We start from the raw sequence: 24,691 nt of genomic DNA, 5'->3' as shown, positions 1-24,691 counted from the left end.
GACGTTCCCGTTACGTGTCAGAAGTAATTCCAGAGATTGATCTTTTCCGCCTCGGTTTTCGGCCCGCTAAATACCAGGCGGCCACTGTTGATGATGATGACATGATTGGCGATCTTCATAGCTGACGCGATCTTGTGCTCGATCAGGATGGCAGAAATGGATAGCCTGCCGCATATTTCGCGTATTTTCGCGAAGAGTTCCTCGACCAGATCGGGCTGGAGGCCCACTGATGGCTCTTCCAGCAGGATGCACCGTGGCGAGCCAAGAAGCGCCAGCGCAAAGGCGAGCATCTGCTGTTGACCCCCGCTCATTTCGCCGGCGATCACCTTGCGTCGTTCCCTGAGCACGGGCAGAAGATCATAGACGTCGCTGCGGGTGATCTTGCAGCCGTCCCTGGAGCAGTTGCGCTGGGCCACGACATCGATGCTCTCCTCCACCGACAGGTCTGGAAACACGCCGCGCCTCTCCGGCAGGAGCCGCAACCCGCGTTCCAGCCGTTGCCCGATCGGCAACTGGTCGATCCGCTCTCCATCGAGCAGTATCTCGCCGCCCCGCGTCTCGATGAGGCCGATCACCGCCTTCAGCGTCGTTGATTTGCCGGCTCCGTTATGGCCGAAGAAGGCGAGGATTTCGCCGTCCTCCAAGGTGAACGACACCTCCTCGAGAATCGATTTGTCGCCATAGCCCGCGACGAGTTTGCGTGCCTCCAGGGTCAATGCTCGTCTCCTCTGCCGAAATAGATGCGCCCCAGTTCCTCGTTCGAGGTGATCTCGTCCGGCGATCCCTGCGCAAGCAACCGGCCGCGATGGAAAAACAGGACGTCATCGGCGATGCGCTGCACGATGCGCGTGTTATGCTCCACCACGAGCAATGTTCGGCCTCGCGCCTTCAACGTGTGGATCATCGTGACCATGGCGTCGAGGGCTCCGGCCGCGAGGCCCGAGGTGGGTTCGTCCAACAGGATCAACTCGGCGCGCGTCGCCAGCACCCGGGCGATGCAAAGCAGTTTTTTCTGCCCGTAGCTGAGGCTCGCGGCGGGGACCTCGATCTTATGGCCGAGCCCGACCTCATCGAGCAGCGCGGCGGCCTCCGCCTTCTTGCGCTTCAAGACCGCCTCGGTGTGAAACGGCCGGAACATCGCCGCCAGCGGGCCGTTTCCCGCTTCATCGGCGAGGCAGACAAGCACGTTGTCGAGGGCCGAGAGTTCCTCGAACAGGCGCAGGTTCTGGAATGTGCGGGCGATGCCAAGGCGTACCCGGTCATGCCGTGACAGGCTCGTGACATCCTTGTCTTTGAACACGACGGTCCCGGTGTCGGCCTTGATGAAGCCGGTCACGACGTTGAAGATCGATGTCTTGCCGGCGCCGTTCGGGCCGACCACGCAGCTGATCCGCCCGGGCGCGATGACGAAACTGCAATCGTCGAGCGCCACCAGGCCGCCAAACGTCTTGGTGACATGCGAAACAGCAAGATAGGTCATCAAAGCCGCCTTCCTGCAATGCCCTGGGGGCGCCACACCATGAAGGCGATCAGGATCAGGCCGTAGACGAGCTGGCGCATAGGGCCGAGCAGCGTCGAGGGCAGGTCGATCATGGCGAGCAGCTGGGGCACCGCGATCAGCAGGAATGGCCCGATGATCGAGCCGGATAAGGTCCGGGCGCCACCAACGACGAGCATGGTGACGACCAGAACGGAGACGTGGATATCGAAGGATGTGGGGTCGATGAAGCTGATGTAGGTTGCGTAGAGCCCCCCCGCGATACCCGCATAGGCGCCCGACACCGCGGCCACGCCCACTTTGGCACGCAGAACCCGACGTCCTGCTGCGACCGCCGCGATCTCGTCCTGCCGGATGGCATGCAGCAATCGCCCGTAGGGCGAGCGCATGAGGAGCCAGAAACTGCCGGCCACAGCTACCAGACACAGCGTCGACAGCAGCACGAACTGTCGTGCGGTGGCAAAAGTCCAGCCCCCGATTGTGGCGAGGGGAATGTCGAACAGGCCGGACGCGCCGCCGGTGAGCCCCTGCCAGTTGATGAAGACCGCTGTCGCGACGAGCTGCGTTCCGAAGGATGTGATGATGAAATAATCACCCGCGAGACGGAGCGACGGCAGCGACGAGATGACGTTGACCGCGGCGCAGAGCACGATCGCCGCAAGCAACGCGACGAAGAACGGCACGCCGCTCATCATGAGCAAGGCGACAGTATAGGCACCGATGCCCATGATAGCGGCCTGGGCGACCGAGAAGATGCCGATGATTCCCATCAGCAGGTTGGTGGACAGCGCCGCGATGGAGAATATCTCGGCGAGAATGACGAAGCTGAGGAAGAAGTTCATACCATCCCCCTCACAGCGCCCGGCTGAACCGTCGCCGGAAGAGACCTTCCGGCTTGAGCAGGATAAACAAAATGAAGATGCCGAAGACGGCGGCAATGCTCCAGCGTCCGGGAATAAGGGCCACCGACAGGGACTGAATGACGGCAAGCACGATTGACATCCCGAACGCGCCGGGGAGGCTGCCGATGCCGCCTGCTATCATCGCGACGACCGCGGTCAATAGCACGATGAGCGACGTATAGGGCTGCATAGCCTGGTCGACGCCCACCAGCACAGCAGGGACCGCCACGATCGCCGAGCTGATAGCGAGCACGTAGGCGAAGACCCGCTTCGGATCGAGCCGCGTGATCTCGGCGAGTTCTGCATTGGAAGCGATGGCGCGGATACGCTTGCCGAGATCCGTTCTGGCGGAAAATACCGTGAGACCAACGAAGATCACGATGCTCACCAAGGCGATCAGGGCTTGTGGATGGCTCAACGTCACCCCAGCGATGTCCAGATGTCCGACCCGCCATGGCATGTCGAACTGGACGATGTTCGGTGAAAAAACGATCGCCACGATGTTCTGCAGGACCGTCAGCAGTCCGATCGAGGCGATCATCATCACCAGGGGGGACGCCTGCCGGTCCGCCAGCCTTTGGTAAAGGACGTGCTGCGTGGCGTAACCGGACAACGCTCCCGCCAGCACTGCCAACATCAGGGCGGCGATGAAGGGAGCGCCAGCGGCGACGAGGGCCCACGCCACGTAGCCACATAACGTATAGATACCGGCATGCGCGACGTGAAATGTGCCGGTGACACTGTAGAAGTAAGAAAAACTGATGGATACGAGCCCAATGGCGCAGCCACTGACGACGCCGTCGACGAAAAGCTGAAGGTAGAGCATCGTAGGATCCAGCGCCGACTATCGCGTAGGGTTCACGGCTTCAAGCAAAACGCGCTTGTCGCCCCGATACTGGAGAATTTCGACGGGACGGGACGCGTTGTTGTCCTCGAACGTGATCGTCGCGACAGGGGAACTGAACGTCTTGATCTCCTGGATCTTGTCGCGCAGTGCGGCGCCGGTAACCGGGCGGCCTGATGCGATCAGCGCCTCGGCGGCCTTCAGAATGATCTTCGTCGCGTTATAATATTCACGGGCGAAAAAGCCCATCTCCTCGACCTTGAGCTTCTCCTTGAAGGAAGAGACCTTGGCCGGTTCGAGCTGACCCGACTGGATGCCCGTCTGGTACCATCCCTCCGTTGACTTGAACCCGAAGAAAGGGCTCGAAAACGTATTGCCGATGCCCACAGGAAAATTCGCAACCTGGCCGATCTGGTCAGCCATCGCCGCCTGGCTCTGCGTTATCGCGATATAGACGAAATCGGGCTTGGCTGCGGCGATCTTGAGGAGTGTGGCGCGATAGTTCGTCTGGCCGAACTCGACAGGCTCTTCGGCGATGATTTGCCCGCCGACGGCCTCGAAATACTTGCGGAAATCTGTCGCCCCATCGATGCCCGCCGCAGCGTTCTCATAGATGATCGCGGCCTTCTTGCCGATCTTATCGACCGCGTATCGCGCGAGAACGCGGGCTTCGGCGTTGACCAGAGGTATGGTGTTGATGAGGAACGGGGAGGCCTTTTCGAGCTTGTTGGTCTGGGCGGCGGGGTTCACCACCAGGACCTCGCGGCGGGTGGCGAGCGGCGCGATCGCGAGAGAAATTGATGAATAGGCCGTGATGATAACCGGGACACTATGCAGGTCCAGCATGCGATTGAACGACAGGACCGCCTGGTCGGGTTTGCCCTGGCTGTCGTCGAAAATCACCCGCACGGGAACGCCCGCCGCGCCACCCGCCGCATTCACCTCGTCGACCGCGAACTGAACGCCGTTTCGTTCCTCGATGCCGATCGGCGCCGCTGGCCCCGTCAAAGGCAGCAGCGCGCCGATGAGCAGTTCCTTGGGCTGCGCGAATGCCGATGGCGCGCTTGCGAGGGCCGTCAACAGCATGACGGCCTTGCTGAAAAGCCCCATTCTCACGATTGCGTTCCTCTCTTTATGAACCGGTTCATTATTGTTGCAAGTTTCAACTGAATTTTTGGGCGGTCAGTCTTGATGATGGCGTTCACGACCCGACCAGAGGAGTGGGCCCGGTAATCGTGCACATCCAGTCGTCACTCCAATGATTGGAATTCCACCCGTTGGGGCGTCATGCAATCGAGGCGACGTTCCTTCGATGGGGCAGAACCATATTCGATCGCCGCACGGTGTCAATGAAGCGGTTCATAATTTTTTCTTGCTGTTCGCGCGCGTGGGAATACCAAAGCGACGGCCGTCGACCGGACGGTTAATTCCGGTTCGGTTGCGCGGGTGCGCTGGCTGCATTCGCCTCGGCCAACCGCCCCAACACCGCGCAGTTATTGACATGAAAGGGTTCATAGCACTACAGACCGAAGGTCCGAGTTTGCGGACGCCGAGAGATCGAGACCCTTGCGAGACAACGACTCCGCGCCAAAGCCAAGAATTGACGGCCGGGCCAAGCCGCCGACGATCAATGACGTCGCGGAAATGGCCGGAGTTTCGGTGGGGACGGTCTCCAACGTCATCAACCAACGTTTTACGGTATCAGCAGCCCGGCGCGAGCGGGTTTTGAAAGCGATCGAGACGCTCGGCTTCAGCGGCAGCATTCTCGCCAAGGGCATGAGGGCGCAAAGCAATCCGCTCGTCGGCCTGTGCGTGCCCCACACGACCTTTGCCAATTTGGCAGCGCTTGCCGACACGCTTGATGAAAGGGCTGTAGCGGCGGACTACGAACTCGTCCAGGCGCTGAGCCGATACGATGAGGCCCGGGAACTGGCGCGCATCAAGCGACTGATCGCCTATCGCGTCGCGGGCATCATCATCGTCCCCGCGCTCGATCCGAAGCGGGTACTCGATCATCTGCATGCGGCCAAGCTGCCGACCGTCATCATCAACCGCCAGGTGCCGGACGAGAAGCGCTTCGACCAGGTTACGATCGATCACCAGAAGTCGATCTATAATGCGAGTCGCCAACTCTATGCTTGGGGGCACAAGAGAATTTCGCTCGCTATCCAATACCCGACCTTGTCGGTCACCCGCCAGCGTGCAGACGCACTGGCCAGAGCCGCGGCCGACGCAGGCGGCAGCGCGAGTTGGAGCATGCTGGAGACCGGGCACGATCAGGAGCGCTTCATCGATATCTTCGCCGGTCATGTGCGCCGCCGCGACGCGCCGAGCGTGATGATCGCATCGAACAGCACCATCGGCCGCTGGATCGTGATGGCCATGCACCGGCTCGGCATGCGGTGTCCCGACGACCTGTCCGTGATGATCCTTGAAGAGCCGGAATGGGCGCTCCTGACGAATCCGCAGATCTCCGCCGTCGAGCAGCCGACGCGCGAGATTGGGCGCATCGCCTGGGATCGCCTCATGGCCCGCATCGAAGGCTCCAGGGAAGAGCCGGTGGTGATCCGCTGCGAAGGGAAGATAAATTTCCGAAGCTCGGTGGCCGGCTTCACCGGTTAGCCGCCGCATGTTCGAGAGGCGAAATTTTTCCTCCTTGCATTATTGAACCGGTTCATATCTGTGTTAGTTTCGTTCGATCCAGGAGCCCGGTCGGGGACCGGGCCGACTGATAATTCAAAACAACAGGGGAGGAATGACCATGACCTTCAGGGCGATGCTGTTCGCGGCTGCCGTAACGATGGCGGCAACACTGTCCGGGGCGTCGAGGGCGGATTGGCAGCCTTCCGGCCCGATCACCATCATCGTACCCTTCGGGGCCGGCGGCTCGACGGATATCTTCGGGCGCGTCTTCGCGACGGAGATGCAGAAGCAGACCGGATGGACTGTCCTGGTGGAAAACCGGCCGGGTGCCGGCGGCCTTATCGGGCAGATCGCGGTCGCCAACGCCAAGCCCGACGGGCAGACGCTCGGCCTCTCGTCAACCTCGATGTTTGCAGTCGAGCCATTCATGCCGGACGCTTCGGGCGAGTTGCAGCCGGACAGTGTCGATTTCATGGGCACGCTGAGCGTCATTCCCTATGCGATCGTAGCGGGAAGCAAGGCACCGTTCGACGACTTGAAAGGACTGGCCGAATACTCCAAGGCAAAGGGTCCCGCGAAGTTTTCATCGACCTCGGCTCAGTTGACGCTGGCCATGGAGCAACTCGCCAAGGAGATCGGAATCAAGTTCGTCGCGGCTCAGACGTCCGGCTCCGGCGAATCGCTCCAGCTCGTCGCCGGACGGCACGCGGACTTCACGATCTCCGGGGGGGTCCACGTTCCCTTCGTGCTCGACGGCCGGATGAAAGTGCTGGCGCATTTCATGGATGAGCGGGGCAGTTACGCGGCCAACGCGAAGACCGTCGACGAGCAGGGCGCCGTCCTGCCGCTGCGGAACTATTTTCTCTTCAACGCGCCGAAAGGGCTGCCCGCCGACGTCAAGGCGACGCTGGCCAAGGCCATCGACAATGCCGTGAACTCCGACGCCGTGCGGAAATACGGCGAAAGCATCTTCGTGACGGCCAGGAACCTCGGTCCTGAGGGATCGACCAAGGATGTCATGGAGCAGGCTGCCGTTTGGAAAGCACGCCTTGGAAAGTGACGCGGGCCAAGCCGGCACTGACTATCGATTGTCATTTCTTCGACCTTGCGGGCGGATTGGCTGCGATCCGTTGTCCGTGCCGGGCGACGGTGCGGATCCACTGCGCGATTTGTCAGCTGGAGACTTTGCATGCAAACCCAACACGGACGAGATCTCGTCGCAGGCGGGGCCCTCGTCGTTTTCGGGGCGTCCTTCGCCGGCTACGCGGCGACTAATTTCAAGTTGGGGTCCTTCGCGCAGATGGGGCCGGGCATGTTCCCCCTGGTTGTCGGCGCGACGGTCGTCGCCCTCGGCACGGCCCTTCTCCTGACGACGGTCCTTCGCACCTGGCAGCGTTCGGCCGCCTCCGAAGGCCCAGAGCCCGAAAGAGCGGATTGGCGAACCCTTGTGATCGTCGTCCTGTCGATTGCCGTCTTCGCGCTCTTGGTGCGGCGGTTCGGGATGGCTCCCGCCGTCGTGGGCCTCGTCCTCGTATCGTCCTTCGCCTCCCGGGAACTCCCGCTGCCGAAGATGCTCGCTCTGGCAGCCGGGCTCGCCGTGATGGGATGGGCGATCTTTATCGTGATGCTCGGCCTGCCCATCAAGCTTCTCGCGTGGCCGCTCTGATGGAACCCGCGAGCTTCTTCAGCGAACTCTCGTCCAATCTCGCCGTCGGCCTCGCGACGGCGTTGACCCTCGAGAACCTTGCTTACTGTGCGCTCGGGGTCACGCTGGGCACATTCCTCGGCGCGCTTCCGGGTATCGGCGTTCTCATCGCCATGTCGATGCTGTTTCCGGTGACCTTCCATCTACCGGCGACAGCGGCGATCATCATGCTGGGGGGAATTTACTACGGAACCGCGTATGGCGGCTCCATTTCGTCAATCCTTCTCAACGTCCCTGGCACCCCGGCCAACGCGGTCGCGTGCCTCGACGGCCATCCGATGGCCCAGCAGGGGCGGGCCGGGGTGGCCCTGTCGATGACTGCAGTGTCGAGCTTCATCGGGGCGAGCGTCGGCATCATCATCATGATGTTCTTTGCCCCGGTGATCGCAGAGCACGCGCTGGATTTTGGACCAGCCGAATACTTCATGCTGATCCTGCTCGGTCTGCTTGCGGCCTCGACCGTGTCCGGCGGATCGCCGCTTAAGGGCGTCGCGATGGTTTTCTTCGGCATCGCGCTCGGCCTCGTCGGTACTGACCTGAATTCCGGGCAACTCCGCTACGTCTTCGGCATCGTCGAACTGCGGGACGGATTGGGACTGCTCGGCATCGCCATGGGCGTGTTCGGGGTGACCGAGATCGTTGCCACCATACGCGGCGCGCGGCCTGAACCGGTGGACAGCCGGTCGATCACCTTGAAGACGATGATGCCGACGCGCGACGATGTCGCAAGGCTCTGGATGCCATCGCTGCGTGGCGCCGGCATCGGCTCTTTCATCGGCGCCTTGCCCGGCACGGGCAGCATGATCGCCTCCTTCATGTCCTACGCGGTGGAGCGGCGCGTCTCGCGTGAGCCGGAACGGTTTGGCAAGGGCGCCCTGGAAGGCGTCATCGCCCCCGAGGCGGCGAATAACGCGGCGGATCAGACCGCCTTCATCCCCACGCTCACGCTGGGGATTCCAGGTAGCCCGGCGCTTGCCCTGATCCTGGGGATCCTTTTGATCCACGGCGTCAATCCCGGTCCGACCATGCTCAGCGAGCGCCCGGACATGTTCTGGGGACTGGTCATGAGTTTCTGGGTGGGCAATATCCTTTTGCTCATCCTCAACATCCCGCTGATCGGGGTTTGGGTGCGGGTGCTGTCCATTCCCTATCGCCTGCTTTATCCCTCGATTCTGTTCTTCGTCTGCATCGGCGCATTCTCGGTGAACAATGCCGTCTTCGACCTCTGGACAGTGGCCGGCTTCGCAGTTCTGGGCTACTGCATGCGCCTCCTCGGGCTGCCGGCAGCGCCGCTTATACTCGGCTATGTCCTTGGGCCGATGATGGAAGTTCAGTTTCGTCGCACGCTGATCTTCTCTGGCGGCGATTTCACGGCCTTTGTCGATCGCCCGATCAGCCTGACGCTGTTGTTCGTCAGCATAGCCGTAGTTGCCGCCCCGGCCTTGCTGCACCTGCGCGGGCGGCTTCGGCGTCGCGCCACGACTTAGCGCATATTCGGTGAACTTCGGTTCACCAGATGTGCTCCAGGTCGTTATTTCTACGCATTTTCTTCACGCGAACCGGTGTCCACTTCGCTTGAAAATGCTTTATCTCCTTGATTTTACGCAATTCCGGACGCGGAACCGCTACACACTTCCGCTGGAATTGCTCCAGGAGGGGCGCACATGCGCATCGTTGCTCACGAACTCCATCGCTACCGCTTGCCTTACCTGCGTCCGGTCAGGTGGTTCAACTCCGTCGAAGATGAGGGCGAATTCGTCCTTCTTCGCATCACTGGGGAGAGCGGAGCTCGCGGCGTTGCCGAGGCGCCGGTGAAGGCAACCTGGGGCGGTCTCTCATCGCGTGCGTTGATCGCCCTGGTGGAAGACCTCCTGCTTCCTTCGCTCGCCGCGGTCGATGTCTCCGATCTCGGCGCCGTCCGTGAAGCGCTCGCCATCTATCCCGACAACCAGCTGGCGAAGATGCTCGTCGTCAACGCCTGTGCGGTTCTTGCCGCCGCAAGTCGGGAAGAATGGCCGTGGCAACCGGCCGGAAGCGGAGTGACTGGCGTCGAGGTGAGCTGGTGCGTGACCCGCCAGCCGCCCGCAGCCATGGCCGAAGAAGCGGCTGCGATGACCGCGCGACACGGCTTCTCGACCTTAAAGGTGAAGGGCGGACAGGGCTTCGAAACCGACCGCGCGGTTCTGCGGGCCGTGCGCCGCGCTGTCGGCGACGAGGTGACCCTGACGGTCGACGCCAATGGCGCCTATGGGGTGGATGACGTTCGCGAATATCTCAGCTTGCTCGCGGACGAAGGAGTGGCGATCGCAGAAGACCCGATACCTTTCCGTCCCGACGAGACCTTTTCCCGGCTCGTCGCGGATAGTGCGCTGCCGCTCCTCGTCGATTCCTCCTGTGTGACGGCGCGGGACGCCGCCGCTTTCATCAACCGGGGTGCGACGGCCATCAGCATCAAGCCGGGCCGGATCGGGTTCGCCGAGGCCATCGCGATCGCGGAGATGGCCCAGGCCGCCAATGTCGAGGTCTGCGTGGGAATGTATGCGGAGAGCGCGCTCGGATCGCTCATCAGCCTGCATTTCGCGACCAGGCTCGCCCGCACGCTGACACCAGCCGAACAGAGTTTCTACATGATGATGACGGAACAGGTGCTCGCTGTCCCGCTCACCGTCACAGGTGGTCGGATCGAATTGCCGGGAACGCTCGACCTCGACACCCTCGTCGACTGGGCCAAGATCATCTCTCAGGACTGTTCGATCGGCGCCTGAGGTTTTGTTGCAACGGTCGAATGGGAGACCAAAGCGAGCGGGGGGCGAGGCCTTGCGTAAAGCTTTGCACCCTTCAGGGCAAACCGAGCTGGGTGGCTCACAACGAGCAGTATTTCTGTCTCATTTGCCTCCGGCCGCAGGGGTTATTGGACTGCCGGCAAGCAGCTCCGAGAACTTCACCATCTCCGTGTGATCATGACCGGGGCCAAGGTGCTTCTGGGCTCCGCTCCACAACTGACGGCACAACGCTGCAAAAGGAGCGCCGGTCTCCGTCTTGTCTGCAATTCCGAGTGCAATTCCGATGTCCTTGACCATGAGGTCGAGTCCGAAACCGGCATCGAACTTTCGCGAAAGCACGAATTGCTTGAACTTCTTCTGGGTTGAATTGTTCATTCCCGTGGAAGCATTCAAGACGTCGACCATCGTTTCCGCATCGAGACCGAACCGCGTGCCGATGAGCAAGGCCTCGGCGCCAATCAAGAATCCCCCTGCGCTCACCAGATTATTGAGAGCTTTCATAGCATGCGCCGAGCCGATAGCTCCGGTCCGCACGATCGAACTCCCCATGGTTCTGAGAACGGGCTCAGCTTGGGCGTAAGCTTCATCACTGCCGCCGAACATGATCGCGAGATCGCCGACCCGCGCACGCGCGACGCCGCCAGATACGGGCGCATCCGCCAAGGTCGCGCCCCGTTTGGTGATGCGCGTGGCCATCTCGACAGTCTGAGCGGGTGCGCCGCTCGACATTTCGATGAATATTGCGCCTGGCTGCAGGGCATCGCCTGCGCCGTTTGTTCCGAACAGCACGTCTTCCACGATCGCGCTTGTCGGCAGCATGGTGATGACCACGGCGCAATCCTGCGCCAGATCGGCGGGGGTGGCCGCGAGAGAGGCGCCGAGCTCCCGCGCGAGACGACCTGCGCGCTCGGTATCCACATCCAGCACTTTGAGCCTGTAGCCGCCCTCTGCGATGCGTTTCACCATCGCGGAGCCCATAGCGCCAAGCCCAATAAACCCGACAGTTGGTTTGAGGGTCTGCTCAGACAAATTCTTATCCTCGTTCTCAAGCGCCGGTCGCCGCCTGGCACCCTGCATGTCGTTGCCCCGAAATGAGCTTTACGGTGAAGGCGCTTGTTCGACGCGGGTCATGTCGCAGGAAGATTCGATCGAGCCCTTCGCACAAGCACATGCGACTAGTAGCAAGCTATTTTTTAACATACAACACGATAGTCAGACAATCTTCCGGCTCTTCCTGCCGGTGATATGGACGTGGTTGATCAAAGCAGGGGCGAGCATGGATTCGATGGCCGAGACCCTTCACTACGAGGTTTTCGCGTTCCGTTACGCAACCACCGGCCCGCAACGGCGCGGCGCCGAGAATTTCATCGCTCCGCCTGCTGATCTCCACGACATGTCGATGCCATTGGACTACTATATCTGGGCAATCCGCGGCGCCGGCCGAACCGTCGTTGTTGACACAGGGTTTGGTGTTGAAGCTGCTGCCCGGAGAGGTCGACAGCTTCTGCACGATCCGGTCGACCTCCTTCGTATTGCCGGGATCGAGGCGGAGACGGTTCAGGACGTCGTGCTGACCCATATGCATTACGATCACGCCGGCCGTCTCGACGCATTTCCTTCCGCCACGTTTCATCTTCAGGAGCGGGAGATGTCATTCGCGACGGGGAAATATGTGTGCCATGCGCATATCCGCGCCCCATTTGATGTCGACGACGTGACCGCCGCTGTGCGGCTTGTCTACGGCGGCCGCATGCGGTTTCACAACGGGGACGCGACGCTGCTTCCAGGCATCACCTTGCACCGGATTGGCGGCCACTCTGATGGACTGCAGGTCGTGCGGGTCGAGACACTGCGCGGGCCGCTCGTCCTCGCGTCCGATGCATTCCATTTCTCGCAAAACAGGCTGCGACGCGAGCCGTTCCCGATCGTGCTCCACATTGGCGACATGCTCGAGGGGCATCGGATGTGCGAGCAACTCGCCGGGTTCGATGAAAGTCTCCTCATACCCGGTCACGACCCAGATGTGCTCCGCAGATGGCCGGCTTTGACGCCAGCCTGCCGAGACATCGTTAGGATCGACGTCGCACCGCTCCATGAATGAACGATTATCGGATTGACGGACGATCATACAATCTGTAAGTCTGATCTGACTCGGGATCTCGCATGCCTGTGGAGCGCCTGACCCAGGGGCGACGCGGAACGGGAGACTGGCAAGCGGCCCGCGGACATGCCGATTCGGTACAGGCAAGGGGCAACGTGATGACGCCATACAGGTCATGGGCCCTGCCTTTCGGCCTCACCATCGCGCTTCGACAGGCCGCGCGCGGGGAAGGTAAAATCACCGGCAGCGCTGCTTTCTGAAGGACTTCAGGATTGCGTAATCAGTTGAAAGAACAAGCCATGAGCCCAACATCAGAAAGCCTCGATAGCCTTTTCAGTCGCGGCCTTTCTCTCAGACGCCAAGTGCTCGGTAAGGAATACGTTGACGGCTCGCTTGCCTCCGCAAATGATTTTATGATGGCTTTTCAGCGCATAACGACCGAATGGTGCTGGGGCTATGCATGGGGGCGCAACACCCTCGATCTGAAGACGCGGAGCATGCTGAATATCGCGATGCTCACGGCTCTCAACCGTTCGGCCGAAATTCGTCTTCACGTGCGCGGCGCCATCAACAACGGTGTGACGGCTGAGGAAATACGTGAGGTCTTGATCCATGCGACGATATACTGCGGAATTCCCGCCGGTCTCGACGCATTCAAGACCGCTAACGCCGTACTGATCGAAATGGGTGCCGTGACGGCGGACACACAGCCTTCGAACGACGGCGGCAGCGAAACCGAACAGCGCGAAGGCCTCGCCGATGACCCGCGCGAAAGATAGCCGCGTTTCAATAAGATCATAGCAAAGCGCCCCGGTGGCGGTCCTGAGAAGGACGGCAGACCAGAAAGCGGTGCAGATGGGAGGAACGAAATGATTAGCAAAATAAAGACGCTGCTCGCGGCCACGGCTATTACGGGGATGATCGCCGTCACTTGCAACGGAACAGCACAGGCTGCTTCGCAGGAACTGATCGACGCGGCAAAAAAGGAAGGTAAAGTCGTCTGGTATACGGCCCTTGTAGTCAATCAGGTCGTGCGGCCCCTCGCGGAAGCGTTCCAGGCCAAATACGGCATCAAGGTGGAGTTCGTGTCCGCGCTCTGGCAGGAGCAGGCTCTCCGCATGATCAATGAAGGCAAGACGGGGAAGGTCCAGGGCGACATTTTTGATGGTCCTCCGGCGTTCGAACAAGTCTACGCCGCAGGCTTCGTCGAGCCCTATCTGATTCCGTCCGCCGCAGACTATCCCGCCGCCTACAAGGATCCCAAGGGCTTGTGGACCGCTCACTCGCTGCAGCCGACGGGTATCGCGGTGAATACAGACCTCGTGCAGGAGAAGGACTACCCGAAGACCTACGAAGATTTGCTCGATCCAAAATGGAAAGGCCGCATGGCATGGACCACGAGCACCAGCGCGGGCGGTCCTCCGGGTTTCATCGGCATGATCCTGGATCACATGGGCGAAGAGAAGGGTATGGAGTACCTGCGCAAGCTCGCGAAGCAGGACATCATCAACGTGCCCTCCAACCAGCGCGTCGTGCTCGACAAGGCCGTCGCGGGCGAAGTGCCGCTTGTCCTGTCGGTCTATAACTACCACATTCCGATCAGCCAAGCCAAAGGCGCGCCGATCAAGTGGATCAAGATCGAGCCGTTGAGCGGGCACCTGGGTACGTTCTCGCTCATCAAAAACGCCCCGCATCCCAACGCCGCCAGGCTGCTCCTCGACTTCATCATGTCGGAGGAGGGCGAGACCATTCAGGCGCGAGCCGGCTATATTCCCGCCCACCCCGCCGTCCCGGCCGAGAATCCTTCGCTAAAGCCTGAGGGGAACTACACATTTTCGGGGATCGCGCCTGACCGCATGATGGTCGAGGGACCGCGCTGGGTCAAAATCTACCGGGAACTGTTTGAGTAGGACGAAGTCCGGAAGGGGCGCCGCGTGTGCCTGTCGAACCTCACAACCGGATGAATGATGACCCATATCCAAACCCGTAACGCGAGCGTTTCCGCATGGCCCCGCCTGTGGCTGGGGCAGCCGCTGGGCCAGGGCAACGTCTTGGCCTTCGTCCTCGTCGTCGTCCTGGCGCTCCTCGTGCTGCCGCCGCTACTGGTTCTGTTGCGGATAAGCTTTACGGAATTCCACGCGGGCTTTCGCGAAGGCGGATTTACATTCCAGCATTACGTGGGGCTCATCCAGAGCAACACCCTGTTCAGAAGCACCGTGAACTCGGTGTTATTCGCAGCCCTGTCAACGGTCATTTCGCTCATCTTCGGCGGCATCCTCGCGTGGTTGGTGGAACGTACCGATGTCCGATTTAAGCCGTTGGCGTTCCTCACCTCCGTCGTGTCGATGGGAACGCCCTATATCCTCTACGTCACCGGCTGGCTGTTCCTGCTCGGTAAAGCCGGACCACTCAATCGCACCTGGTTTGAACTCACGGGCTCGCCGGCCAACCTTTTCGAGGTCAACTCGCTGGCCGGCATGGTCCTGGTCGAGGGCTTTCTCTGGTCGCCCCTCGTCTTCCTGCTCTTGTCGGCGACGTTTCGCGCGGCCAATGCCGAGATGGAGGAAGCGGCACGGATGTCGGGTGCATCCGTGGCCGACACGATCCTGCGGGTTTCGTTCCAGCTGGCGCGGCCTGCGATCGTGGCGCTCGCGCTGTTCGTGTTCATCCGCAATCTCGAGGCCTTTGAAGTGCCGGCGCTCGTGGGCATTCCCGGCAACGTCAGCGTCCTGACCACCGAAATCTACCGCGGGATGAAGCACATGCCGCCCGATATCGGCTTTGTCAGCGCCTATGCGATGGTGATGGTCGCGGTGATCGCAATCCTGCTTCACTACTATGGCAAGCTGTCGGACCGTGCGGAGCGGTTTGCCTCGATCACCGGCAAAGGGTTCCGGCCGCGTCCTTTCCGCCTTGGCCGCCTGCGCTGGCTCGGCGGCGGGATTATCCTCTTCAACTTCTTCATCGTATTGGTGCTGCCCCTCGGGGCGATCTTCTGGATGTCGGTGCTTCCGTTTGTCCAGCCGATACGCCCGTCCGCCTTCCGTGCCATCACCTGGGAGAACTATCAGAGGGTCCTCACCGATAGCTATTATTGGGGCCTGGCAGGCAATACTCTCATTGTCGCGGGAACGGTTGCCACCCTTGTGGTTGCGTTGACCTTCCTCACCGGCTGGGTCGTCGCCCGCCGCAAGCGCGGCGCGCGGATTATCGACCAGCTTGTCACGGTTCCTCTCGTTTTTCCGGGTCTGGTGCTCGGCATAGCGATGCTCCAGCTCGCGCTACGCGCGCCGGTGCCGATCTACGGCACGCTCTGGATCATCATTCTGGGCTTCATCATCCGATATGTACCCTACGGCATGCGGTATTCGTTCTCCGGTGTGTTGCAGATCCACACAGAATTGGAACAGGCGGCGGCCGTGTCGGGCGCAAACACGCGGGAGATGCTCTTCAAGGTCGTCGCACCCCTCCTCGTGCCAGCGCTCGCTTCGGGATGGATCTTCGTCTTCCTGATCGCGACGAAGGAAATGTCCATGCCGCTTCTTCTGGCGGGTGCCCAGTCGCAAACGATCCCGGTGGCCATGTTCGAGCTCTGGACGAGTGGTCAAAGCGGCGAGGTTGCCGCGCTGGGCCTCATTTGGGCAGCCGCCATGACGGTTCTCTCAGCCAGCTTCTATGCCCTCACACGGCAAGCCTCGGCCGCCACATTCGGAAAGTAATCATGAAACCGTCCCTGAAGATCGAAGGCCTGACGAAGATTTACGCCTCCGCGGGAACGGGGCCGAAGGGCGGCGTGAACGACATCGACGTCGATCTCCCGGCCGGGACCTTCTTTACCCTGCTTGGTCCTTCGGGATGCGGGAAGACGACGACGTTGCGGTGTCTTGCGGGCCTTGAGATGCCTGACGCCGGGCGTATCTCCGTGGACGGTCGAATCCTGTTCGACGACGCGAGCCATACGTTCGTGCCGGCCAACCATCGCAATTTCGGCATGGTGTTCCAGTCCTACGCCATCTGGCCACATATGAGCGTATTCGAGAACGTTGCATTTCCGCTGCGCGTCGCCAAGGATCGCAAGTTTTCGAGCACTGAAGTCAAGGAGATGGTCGAGCGGGCACTGAATACCGTCAGTCTTTCCGGATATGGCTCGCGCCCCGCGACCCAATTGTCGGGCGGCCAGCAGCAGCGTGTGGCACTGGCGCGCGCGATTGTGCGTCAGCCCAAACTCCTGCTGCTTGACGAGCCCTTGTCCAATCTCGACGCGTCGCTGCGCGACGAGATGTGCACGGAACTGCGGCGACTGCAACGCGAGACCGGGATCACCACGATTTACGTGACGCACGATCAGACCGAAGCGCTGGAGATGTCTGACAAAATCGCGGTGATGGAGGCGGGCCGGGTCGTCCAATGCGCTTCACCGCGCGAGATCTACCGTGCGCCTGCGACCATGTTCGTTGCCGATTTCGTCGGGTCCACCAACTGGTTCGAGGGTCAAGTCGCGGGCCGCGAAGGGCGCGATCTCCTGGTGCGCGTTGGCGACGGCGTCACAATCGCCTGCCGCACGGACAGGCCGATCGCGGACAGCGGGACCGTGAGGATCGCGGTGCGGCCCGAAGCGATCACGGTGCACGGCGACGGGGCCGCTATCAACGGTAACGGCAACCGGCTGGCCGGCAAAATTCAATCGGTCGGGTTCCTCGGTTCGATGACCCGCTACGTCATCGAGGCAGCCGCGTGGCGATGCCTGGTCTTCGAGCACCGCGATCAGCAATTCGCCGAAGGAATGACCGTCTCGCTCAGCTTCGCCGCGGAGGACGCGCTGGTTTTCTAGCGCGAGCACAGATCAAACGGTCGGGGTTTGCGTTGAGAGGATGTGAATATGGCTCAGCAGCAGGGAGACGCGGAAGAAAAGCCTACGATGCGGCTTTTCTGGTCGTCGCGATCACCCTTCGTACGCAAGGTGATGGTGACAGCCCACGAACTTGGCCTGACGAGCCAGATTGCGACGCAGCGCGTGGCCGTTGGCATCGTTCGTCTGGACGACGACCTGATGGCCGCCAATCCGCTGAACAAGATCCCCACCTTGGTCACGCGGGAGGGAGAGGCGCTCTTCGATTCACGCGTGATCTGCGCCTATCTCGACTCCATCGCGGATGAGCCCAGGCTTTTTCCGCTCGATAAAAACCGTTGGCAATCGCTGAGAATGCAGGCGCTGGCTGATGGCATGATGGAGCTTCTCACCCTCCGTCTTTTCGAGAATATCCGGCCCGAGGGCAAGCAGTGGGACGCGGTGCATGGCGCTGCGCGAACGAAGATCGCCGCCGTCTGCGATCATGCGGACGCACGGATCGCGCAGGAGGATGGCCCTATCCATATCGGCCATATCGCGCTCGCCTGTGCGCTTGCCCACTGTGATTTTCGCTTCGGCGCGGACGAATGGCGGACCGGCCGGCCGGGGCTGACCGCCTGGTACGAAACCATCCGCTTCCGCCCGTCAATGGTCGCGACCGCCTATGAAGATGTCTATTGAACCTCCGTTCCCTCCACGCCGGGTCGCTTGCAAGGCCGCAGCGCCCGCCGATGGATCCGTCTTTACGGACCCGGACGTCCATAAACGAACAGCAACAGGATCAAGGCGTCTCGCATGATGTTCCTCAAGGCCGGCTGGCGCGTCGTCGTCGGCCGCTGAAACTCCATCCACGCACGGACGGTCTCACAACGGACGCGAGGCCGGACAATTCCAACTGGGAAGGCAGAACATGAACGCCCCTATCAAATCTGTCATGATCACATGCGCGACCACCGGGTCGGGCCTCACGCCGTCGATGTCGCCCTATCTGCCCTACAAGCCGGAGGACATCGCTCGCGAGTCGATAGAGGCCGCCGAGGCGGGCGCCGCGATCATCCATCTGCATGCGCGCGATCCCCGGGACGGTCGCCCGACCAACGACATCGCCGTCTGGAAGGACATCATCGATCCCATCAGGGAGAAGACGGACGCGATCATCAACATGTCGGCGTCGATGGGGTCGACGGCCGAGAATCGCACTGAAGCGTCCTTGGCGATGCGGCCGGATGTTGCCACCATCGTCGTCGGCTCGATGAACTACGGTTCGTTCAAGAAGGCGATCGATCAGGGCGTCGAAAATTTCAAATATGATTGGGAGCGCGAGAAGTTCGGCCCCGACAGCTACAATCTCGTGACTGCCAACACTTATGCGAAAATTGACAGGATGATCGACATCTTCACCGATGCCGACATCGCGATCGAATTCGAGTGCTACGACATCGGACACATCTATATTCTTGATTACCATCTCAATCGCAAACCGAACCTGAAGCGCCCGATTATCGTCCAGTTCCTCACCGGCATCCTGGGTGGTATCCCTTCGGGCGTCGAGCATCTGCTGCACATGAAGCAGACGGCGGAGCGTCTGTTCGGCAAGGATATGATCCTGTTCATCCACGGAACAGGCCCTCAGAACATGCGCGCGGCCACCTATGGGGCGCTCATGGGCACCAATATCCGCATCGGCCAGGAAGACAACCTTCTCGAGCGCGAGGGCGTCTTGTTCAAATCAAACGCCGAACAGGTCCAGAAGATCGTACGCATTCTCGGCGAGTTCGACATCAAGCCGATATCGATCGCAGACGCGCGGACGATCCTCGATCTTCCCAAGAAGTAAGGAAGACACCAACGATGATGTATCATCGCCGGATCGGCTCGGCCGACATCTTCAACATCGTCGAATATGTGGGGCCGACGCACGATCCTGCGCGGGTGTTTCCCGACCTGGAGGGTGATTGGACGTCCGCGGCCTCACAGTGGCCCTACCAGTATGTGCCCGCGCTCAATCGTTTCGTCATCGCCATCCAGATATGGGTGGTGCGATGGCGGGGTAATGTGATCGTCATCGATACCGGCTGCGGCAACTTCAAGTCGCGGCCGGCTGCGCCGCGGATGGACAACCTCAACAACCGGGTAATGGAGTGGCTTGAGGCGGCCGGCGCGGGTCGCGATCAAGTAACGCACGTCATCAACACGCATCTGCACGGCGACCATGTGGGCTGGAACACGATAGTCGAGGATGGTGCCAACGTGCCGACATTCCGCAAGGCGCGATATTTCATGCCACAGGCCGACTACGATCACTTCCGTGCCATCTATGACGGCGGCGACACGAGCGTGGGCGCTGGCGCATTCGGCGACAGTGTCTTGCCCGTGGTCGATGCGGGCCGGGTGACAATGGTTGGAGGCGATGGCGAAATCGCCGGCCTGACCATGATTCCCGCCCCAGGCCACACGCCGGGCATGTATCGGCTCACTCTCAGCTCAGACGGCGAGACCGGGATCTTCTGCGCTGATATCTTCCACAGCCCGATCCAGATCCATCAACCGACGCTCAACACGATGTTCTGCATGCGGCCCGAAGATGCGCGGGAGACGCGGCAGCGCTTTCTTGAGGCCGTCGCCGGCTCGGGCGCTCTCGTGATGCCCTGCCACTTCGCGTTTCCGCACGCAGCACGCATCGGCCGCTCCGACGGACGCTTCACCTTCCATCCCGTCCCTGTTCAACCGGCGGCTTGACGATGGCAGATTGGATCGAAACCAACGGTACTATTCTGCGCGTGGCCGTGGAAGGCGAGGGCCCCCCACTTGTTCTCGTGCACGAGATCGGCGGCACGCTGGAATCCTACGATGCTGTTGTGCCCGCTCTTGCCCGAACCCATAGGGTGGTGCGCTACGACATGCGCGGCTGTGGACTCTCGGAATTCAACGTCGCGCCCATCACGCTCCCGCTGTTGGTGAATGACCTTCTGGGCATCCTCGACGCCTATGACCTGCGCCGGGTGTCGGTGGCGGGTTGCGCCGCTGGCGCGGCAGTGGCCATCGGCCTGGCGCTCGATCATCCCGCGCGCGTGCATAAAGTGGTGGCGATGTCGCCGGCGCTTCAGGTTCCCCCCGAGAAAAAGGCTGCCGTGCTGGCGCGCGCTGACGCGTTCGAGGGCGAAGGGCTACGCCCCACCCAGGATGCACGCATGGCATCGTCTTACCCCGAGGCGCTCAGAGGGGACCGCGCGCGGTTCGATCGCATCCGGCGTCAACGCCTGGCGGCGAACCCGTATGGGATCGCTGGCCTGTTACGTATGCTGGCACGCCTCGACATGACCCGACGGCTTCCCGAACTGCGGCACCCGATGCTGGTGATGGCCGGCATCCACGACGGCGATCGCCCGCCGCAGGTCGTGAAGCCGATTGCTGACGCCGTGCCCGGTGCGCGATACATGGAGATCGAATCCGGGCATTTCATGCCGATGCAGACGCCCGATGCGATCATTGCGGCCTTGACGGACTTTCTCTCCCCGACCTCCTGATGCTACCCGATCAGCCGGGTCAGCTCCGCCGCGTCGTCGCGTGTATCGAGGCTCCAGAGCGCGTCGATGAGCCTGTCCGGCGAGCCTTTGATCCCGGCGTTTGCCCACTGCGTCCGGAGCTTGTTTTCGAGGTCGAGGTCAGTCATCGGGTTACCCGCGCTCCCCAACGGCTCGAGGACCGTTCGCTCATGAGACTGGTTGGCGCGCAACACGGTCACGCGTGCAGCCCCCATCGGCAGCGCCTCGTCGATCGCAACGCTCACGCGCGCCGCCAATGCGCGGGTGTCCGGGTCTGTCACTGCTGCGTCCGAGAACTCCGCCGGGCCCGCGCGGCCCTTGCGCAGGACCACCGCGGCTGCATGCTGCGCGCTGACCTGTGCAAGATTGCCGCTGCCAACGCCGGGGCGGTCCGCCCGCTCCTTGAGCAGCGGATGTCCCGAGACCGTAATCGAGGCCAAGGCCGTCATATCGGCAATGTCCATCCGCAGCGCAAGGCACGCATCGATGACCGCATTCAACACCACGCCGCAGGGATAGGGTTTGTAGGCCAGATCCGCGAGTTCCCAGCGGCTGCCGAGGTCTGCCACGACGTCATGAGGCTCGACATCTTCACCCATCACGGCGAACAGGCCGTAGCGGCCTTCGAGCGGCTGGCTGGGACCGGTCATGCCACGGGTCGCCATCAGCGCCGAGAGCAATCCTGCGCGCGCCGCGCCGCCGACGCCAAGGCTCTTCGACATGGTTCCGAGCGTTTCGACCACGCCGCCCGCCTGCGCGACGGCGCCGCCCATGGCGCATACGATTTGATGCGGCGAAAGCTCCAGCAGACGCCCGCAAGCCAGTGCGGCACCGAGGCCTCCGCATGTCGACGTGATGTGCCAGCCGCGCCGGTAGTGCCGGATCGAGAGGGCCCTGCCGATCCGGCATTCAAGCTCGATACCCAGTATTGCGGCCATCAGCAGATCCCGTCCCGGGATCGGCCTTTCAGTCCGCGTTTCAGCCAAAGCCAACAGCGGCGCAGCGACCGGCGCCGTTGGATGGGCGATGGTATCGGGAAGTGTATCGTCGAAATCGAGGATGTTCGCACTGGCCGCATTCACCCATGCTGCCGTCATCGCATCGGCCGTTGCCGTGCGCCCCACGATGCGGGCGCCCCCCGGCGTGCCAGCAACCGCAAGCATCATACCGATCGCCTGCGCGGAAGCTCCAGCAAGGCAGCAAGCAAAGAAGTTCACCAGCGCGCGCTTGCCTTGGTGTCGGATAGTGTCGGGCACGTCGTTCCAGGTCGTCTCGGATGCGAAGTGCGCGGTTTGCAGGGAGATACTGGTGGAGAGGTTGGTCACTCTGTCGGGCTCATTTGCGAGAAATCTGAATGACGGATCACGCGCTCACCCGCAGATAAGCTTCCAGTCCGATCGTCATACGGTATTATTGACATGTAATTGCCAAGGTTGCTAGTGTCATCGCCAATGGAATCCGGCCGGCCGCCGACGCGCGGCTTTGGCGTGAAAGATGACGAGTTCCCAATGTACGATGTGAAATTGCTTATCGACGGAGCATGGTCCGCGAGCTCCGACGGACAATGGTCGCCGATCGTCAATCCGGCGACGGAAGAGCAGGTCGGGCGCCATGCAATCGCCACCTCCGAGGATCTGAGCCGAGCCGCGGAGGCCGCCGAGCGGGGCTTTCGGCTCTGGAGGCGGAAGACGTCCCTTGAGCGCAGCGCAATTCTCCGGGGCGCCGCGACACGCCTGCGCGAGAATGCGCGCGCCATCGGCGAGGACATCACGCGCGAGAACGGCAAGATCATCGGCGAATCGATTGCCGAAGTGAATTGGGCGGCGGACACGCTGGATTGGTACGCCGAGGAAGGGCGGAGAGCCTATGGACGCATCATCCCGGAAAAGATGCCGGATATGCACCAGTACGTCGCCAAGGAGCCCGTCGGCCCGGTGCTGGCCTTGTCGCCGTGGAACTGGCCGCTTGTCACGTCCACGCGAAAGGTCGCTCCAGCCCTGGCGGCAGGATGTTCGGTCATTCTGAAGCCGGCCGAGGAGACGCCATCGGCCGCGGTCGCGCTCGCCAAAGCCCTGCTCGACGCGGGCTTGCCCAGTGGTGTGCTAGGCATCGTCATGGGCATTCCCGGGGAGATCTCGCGCCAGCTCATAGCCGCGCCGCAGATCCGCAAAGTCTCGTTTACCGGCTCGGTGCCGGTCGGCAAGTTGCTGGCCGCGCAGGCTGCGGAAGCTGGTTTGAAGAGAATGACGCTTGAACTCGGCGGCCACGCGCCGGTCATCATCTGGGACGATGCAGACGTGGACGATGCCGTCAAGAAGCTGATCCCCGTCAAGTTCCGCACGTCGGGGCAGGTGTGCAGCAGCCCGTCGCGCTTCTTTGTTCACAATGCCGTCCGTGAGCGTTTCGTCGCGCGATTGGTCGAGGGCGTGGCCGCGCTTCGGCTCGGGAACGGCATGGATGACGGCGTGACACTCGGACCATTGACCAGCGAGCGGCGCCTCAATGCTGTTGGACGATTGGTGGAGGACGCCGTGTCCAAGGGCGCGAAGCTCTGCGCCGGAGGTCAGCGCCACGGAACTGTCGGGTACTTCTTTGAGCCGACGGTTCTCGACAGTGTATCCGACGCGGCCACTCTCGCGACCGAGGAGATCTTCGGACCAGTCATTCCGGTCATAGGCTTTGACAGTTACGAGGAGGTCATCGGCAAGGCCAACGCCTCCACATTGGGCTTGTCGGCCTATGTGTTCACACGCTCGCTGGAGATGGCCAATCGCTTCAGCCGGGATATCGAAAGCGGCATGGTGGGCGTAAACACCCTCCTTGTTTCCATGGTCGAAGCGCCCTTCGGCGGTGTCAAGGAAAGCGGCTATGGCCAGGAGGGCGGTATCGAGGGCATCGATCCCTACATGGTCAACAAGTTCGTCTCCCAGGCTTTCGCATAAGCCGAGACTTGACTGATCGATCCTCAGCGGCTTTGTCTCACATTGCTCAGACGTGATGGTATATTGCATCCATGGGTATTGTGTCCCACCTCGAGTATTGAAAGGTCGAGAATGGAAGAGATGAGGGTTGTTGCGCAGCCGAATTTACGCGAGCTTGTTGCGGGGCGCATCCGGCAGGCCATCTCTTCCGGTCGCTTCAAGCCTGGGCAGCGCCTGATTGAGCGCGAGCTTTGCGAAATGCTGGGCGTATCTCGCACGTCGGTACGCGAAGCCCTCCGTGAAATCGAGTCGGAAGGGCTGGTGACCAACCTTCCCAACCGCGGCCCCATCGTTGCCATGGTGAGCCGGGAGACGGCGGAGTCAATTTACCAGGTCCGGATGTCGCTCGAAGGTCTTGCCGTCAGGCTTTTCGTCCAGCGCGCTTCCGATGAGGAGGTGCAGGCGCTCGCCCTTGCCTTCAAGACGATGAGTTCCACGCGTGCGAGAGGCTCTTCGCTGACCTATCTCGATGCCAAGAGCGCATTCTATCGCATTCTCCTCGATGGATGCCGTAACACCGTCGTTTCCGAGATGCTGAAGTCGATACACAACCGCGTGCATTTGCTGCGGGTCACATCGCTTTCACAGAAAGATCGCATCCGCGCCTCGACGGAGGAAATGCGCCACATCCTCGATGCCATCGTCGGCCGCGACGAGCAAAAGGCGGTCAAGCTCATGGAGCAACATCTCGAGAACGCGGCGAGTGCGGCGCTTGCCGCCATCGACGCGCGCGATGCCAATCCGGCGGGATAAAGAGCCGGCCACCCTGACGCCGCGGGGGCCGACCCCAAGGGCTCGTGTCAGGGCGGTTACGCCTGAACCTGAAAAATCGACATCATA

General features: G+C 61.6%; 23 protein-coding genes. 16 read left to right on the top strand and 7 right to left on the bottom strand.

The annotated features are described in order from the left end of the window. Positions 1-17: 17 nt before the first annotated feature. The 5 genes from C7450_RS26245 to C7450_RS26225 are packed head-to-tail and all read right to left on the bottom strand — an operon-like array spanning position 18 to position 4,354. A complete protein-coding gene (locus C7450_RS26245) occupies positions 18-716 on the bottom strand; it encodes an ATP-binding cassette domain-containing protein (RefSeq protein ID WP_170147444.1) in 699 nt (232 codons plus the stop codon). Further along, the gene (locus C7450_RS26240; protein WP_110377424.1) at positions 713-1,480 is read right to left on the bottom strand and encodes an ABC transporter ATP-binding protein; all 768 of its coding nucleotides are present in this window, start codon (positions 1,478-1,480) and stop codon (positions 713-715) included. Before C7450_RS26240 ends, C7450_RS26245 begins: the two co-directional genes overlap by 4 nt. Then, a complete protein-coding gene (locus C7450_RS26235; RefSeq protein ID WP_110377423.1) occupies positions 1,480-2,340 on the bottom strand; it encodes a branched-chain amino acid ABC transporter permease in 861 nt (286 codons plus the stop codon). The genes C7450_RS26240 and C7450_RS26235 overlap by 1 nt, the downstream gene beginning before the upstream one ends. Before the next feature lie 10 nt (positions 2,341-2,350). Next, positions 2,351-3,226: a branched-chain amino acid ABC transporter permease gene (locus C7450_RS26230; protein ID WP_110377422.1), complete on the bottom strand. Its 876-nt coding sequence runs from the start codon at positions 3,224-3,226 to the stop codon at positions 2,351-2,353. Positions 3,227-3,244: 18 nt separating this feature from the next. Continuing rightward, positions 3,245-4,354: an ABC transporter substrate-binding protein gene (locus tag C7450_RS26225; RefSeq protein ID WP_110377421.1), complete on the bottom strand. Its 1,110-nt coding sequence runs from the start codon at positions 4,352-4,354 to the stop codon at positions 3,245-3,247. 456 nt (positions 4,355-4,810) lie between these two features. On the opposite strand from C7450_RS26225, the gene C7450_RS26220 reads away from it, so the two are divergent. The 5 genes from C7450_RS26220 to C7450_RS26200 all read left to right on the top strand — a co-directional run bounded on the left by C7450_RS26220 (position 4,811) and on the right by C7450_RS26200 (position 10,357). Beyond that, positions 4,811-5,866 (top strand): LacI family DNA-binding transcriptional regulator, encoded by a 1,056-nt coding sequence (locus tag C7450_RS26220; protein WP_110377420.1) that lies wholly within the window; start codon positions 4,811-4,813, stop codon positions 5,864-5,866. A gap of 139 nt (positions 5,867-6,005) precedes the next feature. Next, positions 6,006-6,947 carry a Bug family tripartite tricarboxylate transporter substrate binding protein gene (locus tag C7450_RS26215; RefSeq protein ID WP_170147443.1) on the top strand — a complete coding sequence of 314 codons (942 nt, stop codon included), beginning with the start codon at positions 6,006-6,008 and terminating at the stop codon, positions 6,945-6,947. A gap of 129 nt (positions 6,948-7,076) precedes the next feature. Continuing rightward, on the top strand, positions 7,077-7,553 hold the full coding sequence (locus C7450_RS26210) for a tripartite tricarboxylate transporter TctB family protein (RefSeq protein ID WP_110377418.1): 477 nt from the start codon (positions 7,077-7,079) through the stop codon (positions 7,551-7,553). Beyond that, positions 7,553-9,079 carry a tripartite tricarboxylate transporter permease gene (locus tag C7450_RS26205; protein WP_110377417.1) on the top strand — a complete coding sequence of 509 codons (1,527 nt, stop codon included), beginning with the start codon at positions 7,553-7,555 and terminating at the stop codon, positions 9,077-9,079. The genes C7450_RS26210 and C7450_RS26205 overlap by 1 nt, the downstream gene beginning before the upstream one ends. A gap of 177 nt (positions 9,080-9,256) precedes the next feature. After that, entirely contained in the window at positions 9,257-10,357 is a 1,101-nt protein-coding gene (locus C7450_RS26200) for a mandelate racemase/muconate lactonizing enzyme family protein (RefSeq protein WP_110377416.1), read from the top strand. Between the two features lie 120 nt (positions 10,358-10,477). On the opposite strand, the gene C7450_RS26195 is transcribed toward C7450_RS26200, so the two are convergent. Beyond that, positions 10,478-11,452 carry an NAD(P)-binding domain-containing protein gene (locus tag C7450_RS26195; protein WP_110377415.1) on the bottom strand — a complete coding sequence of 325 codons (975 nt, stop codon included), beginning with the start codon at positions 11,450-11,452 and terminating at the stop codon, positions 10,478-10,480. Positions 11,453-11,660: 208 nt separating this feature from the next. On the opposite strand from C7450_RS26195, the gene C7450_RS26190 reads away from it, so the two are divergent. The 9 genes from C7450_RS26190 (at position 11,661) to C7450_RS26150 (ending at position 20,852) form a co-directional block, all read left to right on the top strand. After that, on the top strand, positions 11,661-12,476 hold the full coding sequence (locus C7450_RS26190; protein WP_110377482.1) for an N-acyl homoserine lactonase family protein: 816 nt from the start codon (positions 11,661-11,663) through the stop codon (positions 12,474-12,476). A gap of 299 nt (positions 12,477-12,775) precedes the next feature. After that, positions 12,776-13,255 carry a carboxymuconolactone decarboxylase family protein gene (locus C7450_RS26185; protein ID WP_110377414.1) on the top strand — a complete coding sequence of 160 codons (480 nt, stop codon included), beginning with the start codon at positions 12,776-12,778 and terminating at the stop codon, positions 13,253-13,255. Positions 13,256-13,345: 90 nt separating this feature from the next. Further along, entirely contained in the window at positions 13,346-14,386 is a 1,041-nt protein-coding gene (locus tag C7450_RS26180) for an ABC transporter substrate-binding protein (protein WP_110377413.1), read from the top strand. A gap of 57 nt (positions 14,387-14,443) precedes the next feature. Further along, positions 14,444-16,195 carry an ABC transporter permease gene (locus tag C7450_RS26175; RefSeq protein ID WP_110377481.1) on the top strand — a complete coding sequence of 584 codons (1,752 nt, stop codon included), beginning with the start codon at positions 14,444-14,446 and terminating at the stop codon, positions 16,193-16,195. Positions 16,196-16,197: 2 nt separating this feature from the next. Continuing rightward, on the top strand, positions 16,198-17,307 hold the full coding sequence (locus C7450_RS26170) for an ABC transporter ATP-binding protein (protein WP_110377412.1): 1,110 nt from the start codon (positions 16,198-16,200) through the stop codon (positions 17,305-17,307). 48 nt (positions 17,308-17,355) lie between these two features. After that, on the top strand, positions 17,356-18,006 hold the full coding sequence (locus C7450_RS26165; RefSeq protein ID WP_110377411.1) for a glutathione S-transferase family protein: 651 nt from the start codon (positions 17,356-17,358) through the stop codon (positions 18,004-18,006). A 229-nt stretch (positions 18,007-18,235) separates the two neighbouring features. After that, positions 18,236-19,162, top strand: a complete 927-nt coding sequence (locus C7450_RS26160) for a beta-keto acid cleavage family enzyme (RefSeq protein ID WP_110377410.1) — start codon at positions 18,236-18,238, stop codon at positions 19,160-19,162. A gap of 14 nt (positions 19,163-19,176) precedes the next feature. Then, entirely contained in the window at positions 19,177-20,064 is an 888-nt protein-coding gene (locus C7450_RS26155; RefSeq protein ID WP_110377409.1) for an MBL fold metallo-hydrolase, read from the top strand. 2 nt (positions 20,065-20,066) lie between these two features. Beyond that, complete coding sequence (locus C7450_RS26150) at positions 20,067-20,852, top strand: alpha/beta fold hydrolase (RefSeq protein ID WP_110377408.1); 786 nt, start codon at positions 20,067-20,069, stop codon at positions 20,850-20,852. Positions 20,853-20,854: 2 nt separating this feature from the next. Here C7450_RS26150 and C7450_RS26145 read toward each other — a convergent pair whose 3' ends face one another. Beyond that, positions 20,855-22,195 (bottom strand): MmgE/PrpD family protein, encoded by a 1,341-nt coding sequence (locus C7450_RS26145; RefSeq protein ID WP_110377407.1) that lies wholly within the window; start codon positions 22,193-22,195, stop codon positions 20,855-20,857. Positions 22,196-22,378: 183 nt separating this feature from the next. On the opposite strand from C7450_RS26145, the gene C7450_RS26140 reads away from it, so the two are divergent. Together C7450_RS26140 and C7450_RS26135 are read left to right on the top strand one after the other, a co-directional pair. Continuing rightward, positions 22,379-23,812 carry an NAD-dependent succinate-semialdehyde dehydrogenase gene (locus tag C7450_RS26140; RefSeq protein ID WP_170147442.1) on the top strand — a complete coding sequence of 478 codons (1,434 nt, stop codon included), beginning with the start codon at positions 22,379-22,381 and terminating at the stop codon, positions 23,810-23,812. A 42-nt stretch (positions 23,813-23,854) separates the two neighbouring features. Then, the gene (locus C7450_RS26135; protein ID WP_146227539.1) at positions 23,855-24,604 is read left to right on the top strand and encodes a GntR family transcriptional regulator; all 750 of its coding nucleotides are present in this window, start codon (positions 23,855-23,857) and stop codon (positions 24,602-24,604) included. The last annotated feature ends 87 nt before the right edge of the window (positions 24,605-24,691 follow it).

The organism is Chelatococcus asaccharovorans, from assembly GCF_003201475.1.
In the GTDB taxonomy this organism is placed as follows: Bacteria; Pseudomonadota; Alphaproteobacteria; order Rhizobiales; family Beijerinckiaceae; genus Chelatococcus; species Chelatococcus asaccharovorans.
This window is presented reverse-complemented; position numbering and strand designations above follow the sequence as displayed.

What these genes read in the sequence shown, in the direction of transcription:
- C7450_RS26240 (WP_110377424.1), bottom strand. Translation starts at nt 1,480, where the DNA reads ATGACCTATCTTGCTGTTTCGCATGTCACCAAGACGTTTGGCGGCCTG.
- C7450_RS26235 (WP_110377423.1), bottom strand. Translation starts at nt 2,340, where the DNA reads ATGAACTTCTTCCTCAGCTTCGTCATTCTCGCCGAGATATTCTCCATC.
- C7450_RS26230 (WP_110377422.1), bottom strand. Translation starts at nt 3,226, where the DNA reads ATGCTCTACCTTCAGCTTTTCGTCGACGGCGTCGTCAGTGGCTGCGCC.
- C7450_RS26225 (WP_110377421.1), bottom strand. Translation starts at nt 4,354, where the DNA reads ATGGGGCTTTTCAGCAAGGCCGTCATGCTGTTGACGGCCCTCGCAAGC.
- C7450_RS26215 (WP_170147443.1), top strand. Translation starts at nt 6,006, where the DNA reads ATGACCTTCAGGGCGATGCTGTTCGCGGCTGCCGTAACGATGGCGGCA.
- C7450_RS26210 (WP_110377418.1), top strand. Translation starts at nt 7,077, where the DNA reads ATGCAAACCCAACACGGACGAGATCTCGTCGCAGGCGGGGCCCTCGTC.
- C7450_RS26205 (WP_110377417.1), top strand. Translation starts at nt 7,553, where the DNA reads ATGGAACCCGCGAGCTTCTTCAGCGAACTCTCGTCCAATCTCGCCGTC.
- C7450_RS26200 (WP_110377416.1), top strand. Translation starts at nt 9,257, where the DNA reads ATGCGCATCGTTGCTCACGAACTCCATCGCTACCGCTTGCCTTACCTG.
- C7450_RS26195 (WP_110377415.1), bottom strand. Translation starts at nt 11,452, where the DNA reads ATGCAGGGTGCCAGGCGGCGACCGGCGCTTGAGAACGAGGATAAGAAT.
- C7450_RS26190 (WP_110377482.1), top strand. Translation starts at nt 11,661, where the DNA reads ATGGCCGAGACCCTTCACTACGAGGTTTTCGCGTTCCGTTACGCAACC.
- C7450_RS26185 (WP_110377414.1), top strand. Translation starts at nt 12,776, where the DNA reads ATGAGCCCAACATCAGAAAGCCTCGATAGCCTTTTCAGTCGCGGCCTT.
- C7450_RS26180 (WP_110377413.1), top strand. Translation starts at nt 13,346, where the DNA reads ATGATTAGCAAAATAAAGACGCTGCTCGCGGCCACGGCTATTACGGGG.
- C7450_RS26175 (WP_110377481.1), top strand. Translation starts at nt 14,444, where the DNA reads ATGACCCATATCCAAACCCGTAACGCGAGCGTTTCCGCATGGCCCCGC.
- C7450_RS26170 (WP_110377412.1), top strand. Translation starts at nt 16,198, where the DNA reads ATGAAACCGTCCCTGAAGATCGAAGGCCTGACGAAGATTTACGCCTCC.
- C7450_RS26165 (WP_110377411.1), top strand. Translation starts at nt 17,356, where the DNA reads ATGGCTCAGCAGCAGGGAGACGCGGAAGAAAAGCCTACGATGCGGCTT.
- C7450_RS26160 (WP_110377410.1), top strand. Translation starts at nt 18,236, where the DNA reads ATGAACGCCCCTATCAAATCTGTCATGATCACATGCGCGACCACCGGG.
- C7450_RS26155 (WP_110377409.1), top strand. Translation starts at nt 19,177, where the DNA reads ATGATGTATCATCGCCGGATCGGCTCGGCCGACATCTTCAACATCGTC.
- C7450_RS26150 (WP_110377408.1), top strand. Translation starts at nt 20,067, where the DNA reads ATGGCAGATTGGATCGAAACCAACGGTACTATTCTGCGCGTGGCCGTG.
- C7450_RS26140 (WP_170147442.1), top strand. Translation starts at nt 22,379, where the DNA reads ATGTACGATGTGAAATTGCTTATCGACGGAGCATGGTCCGCGAGCTCC.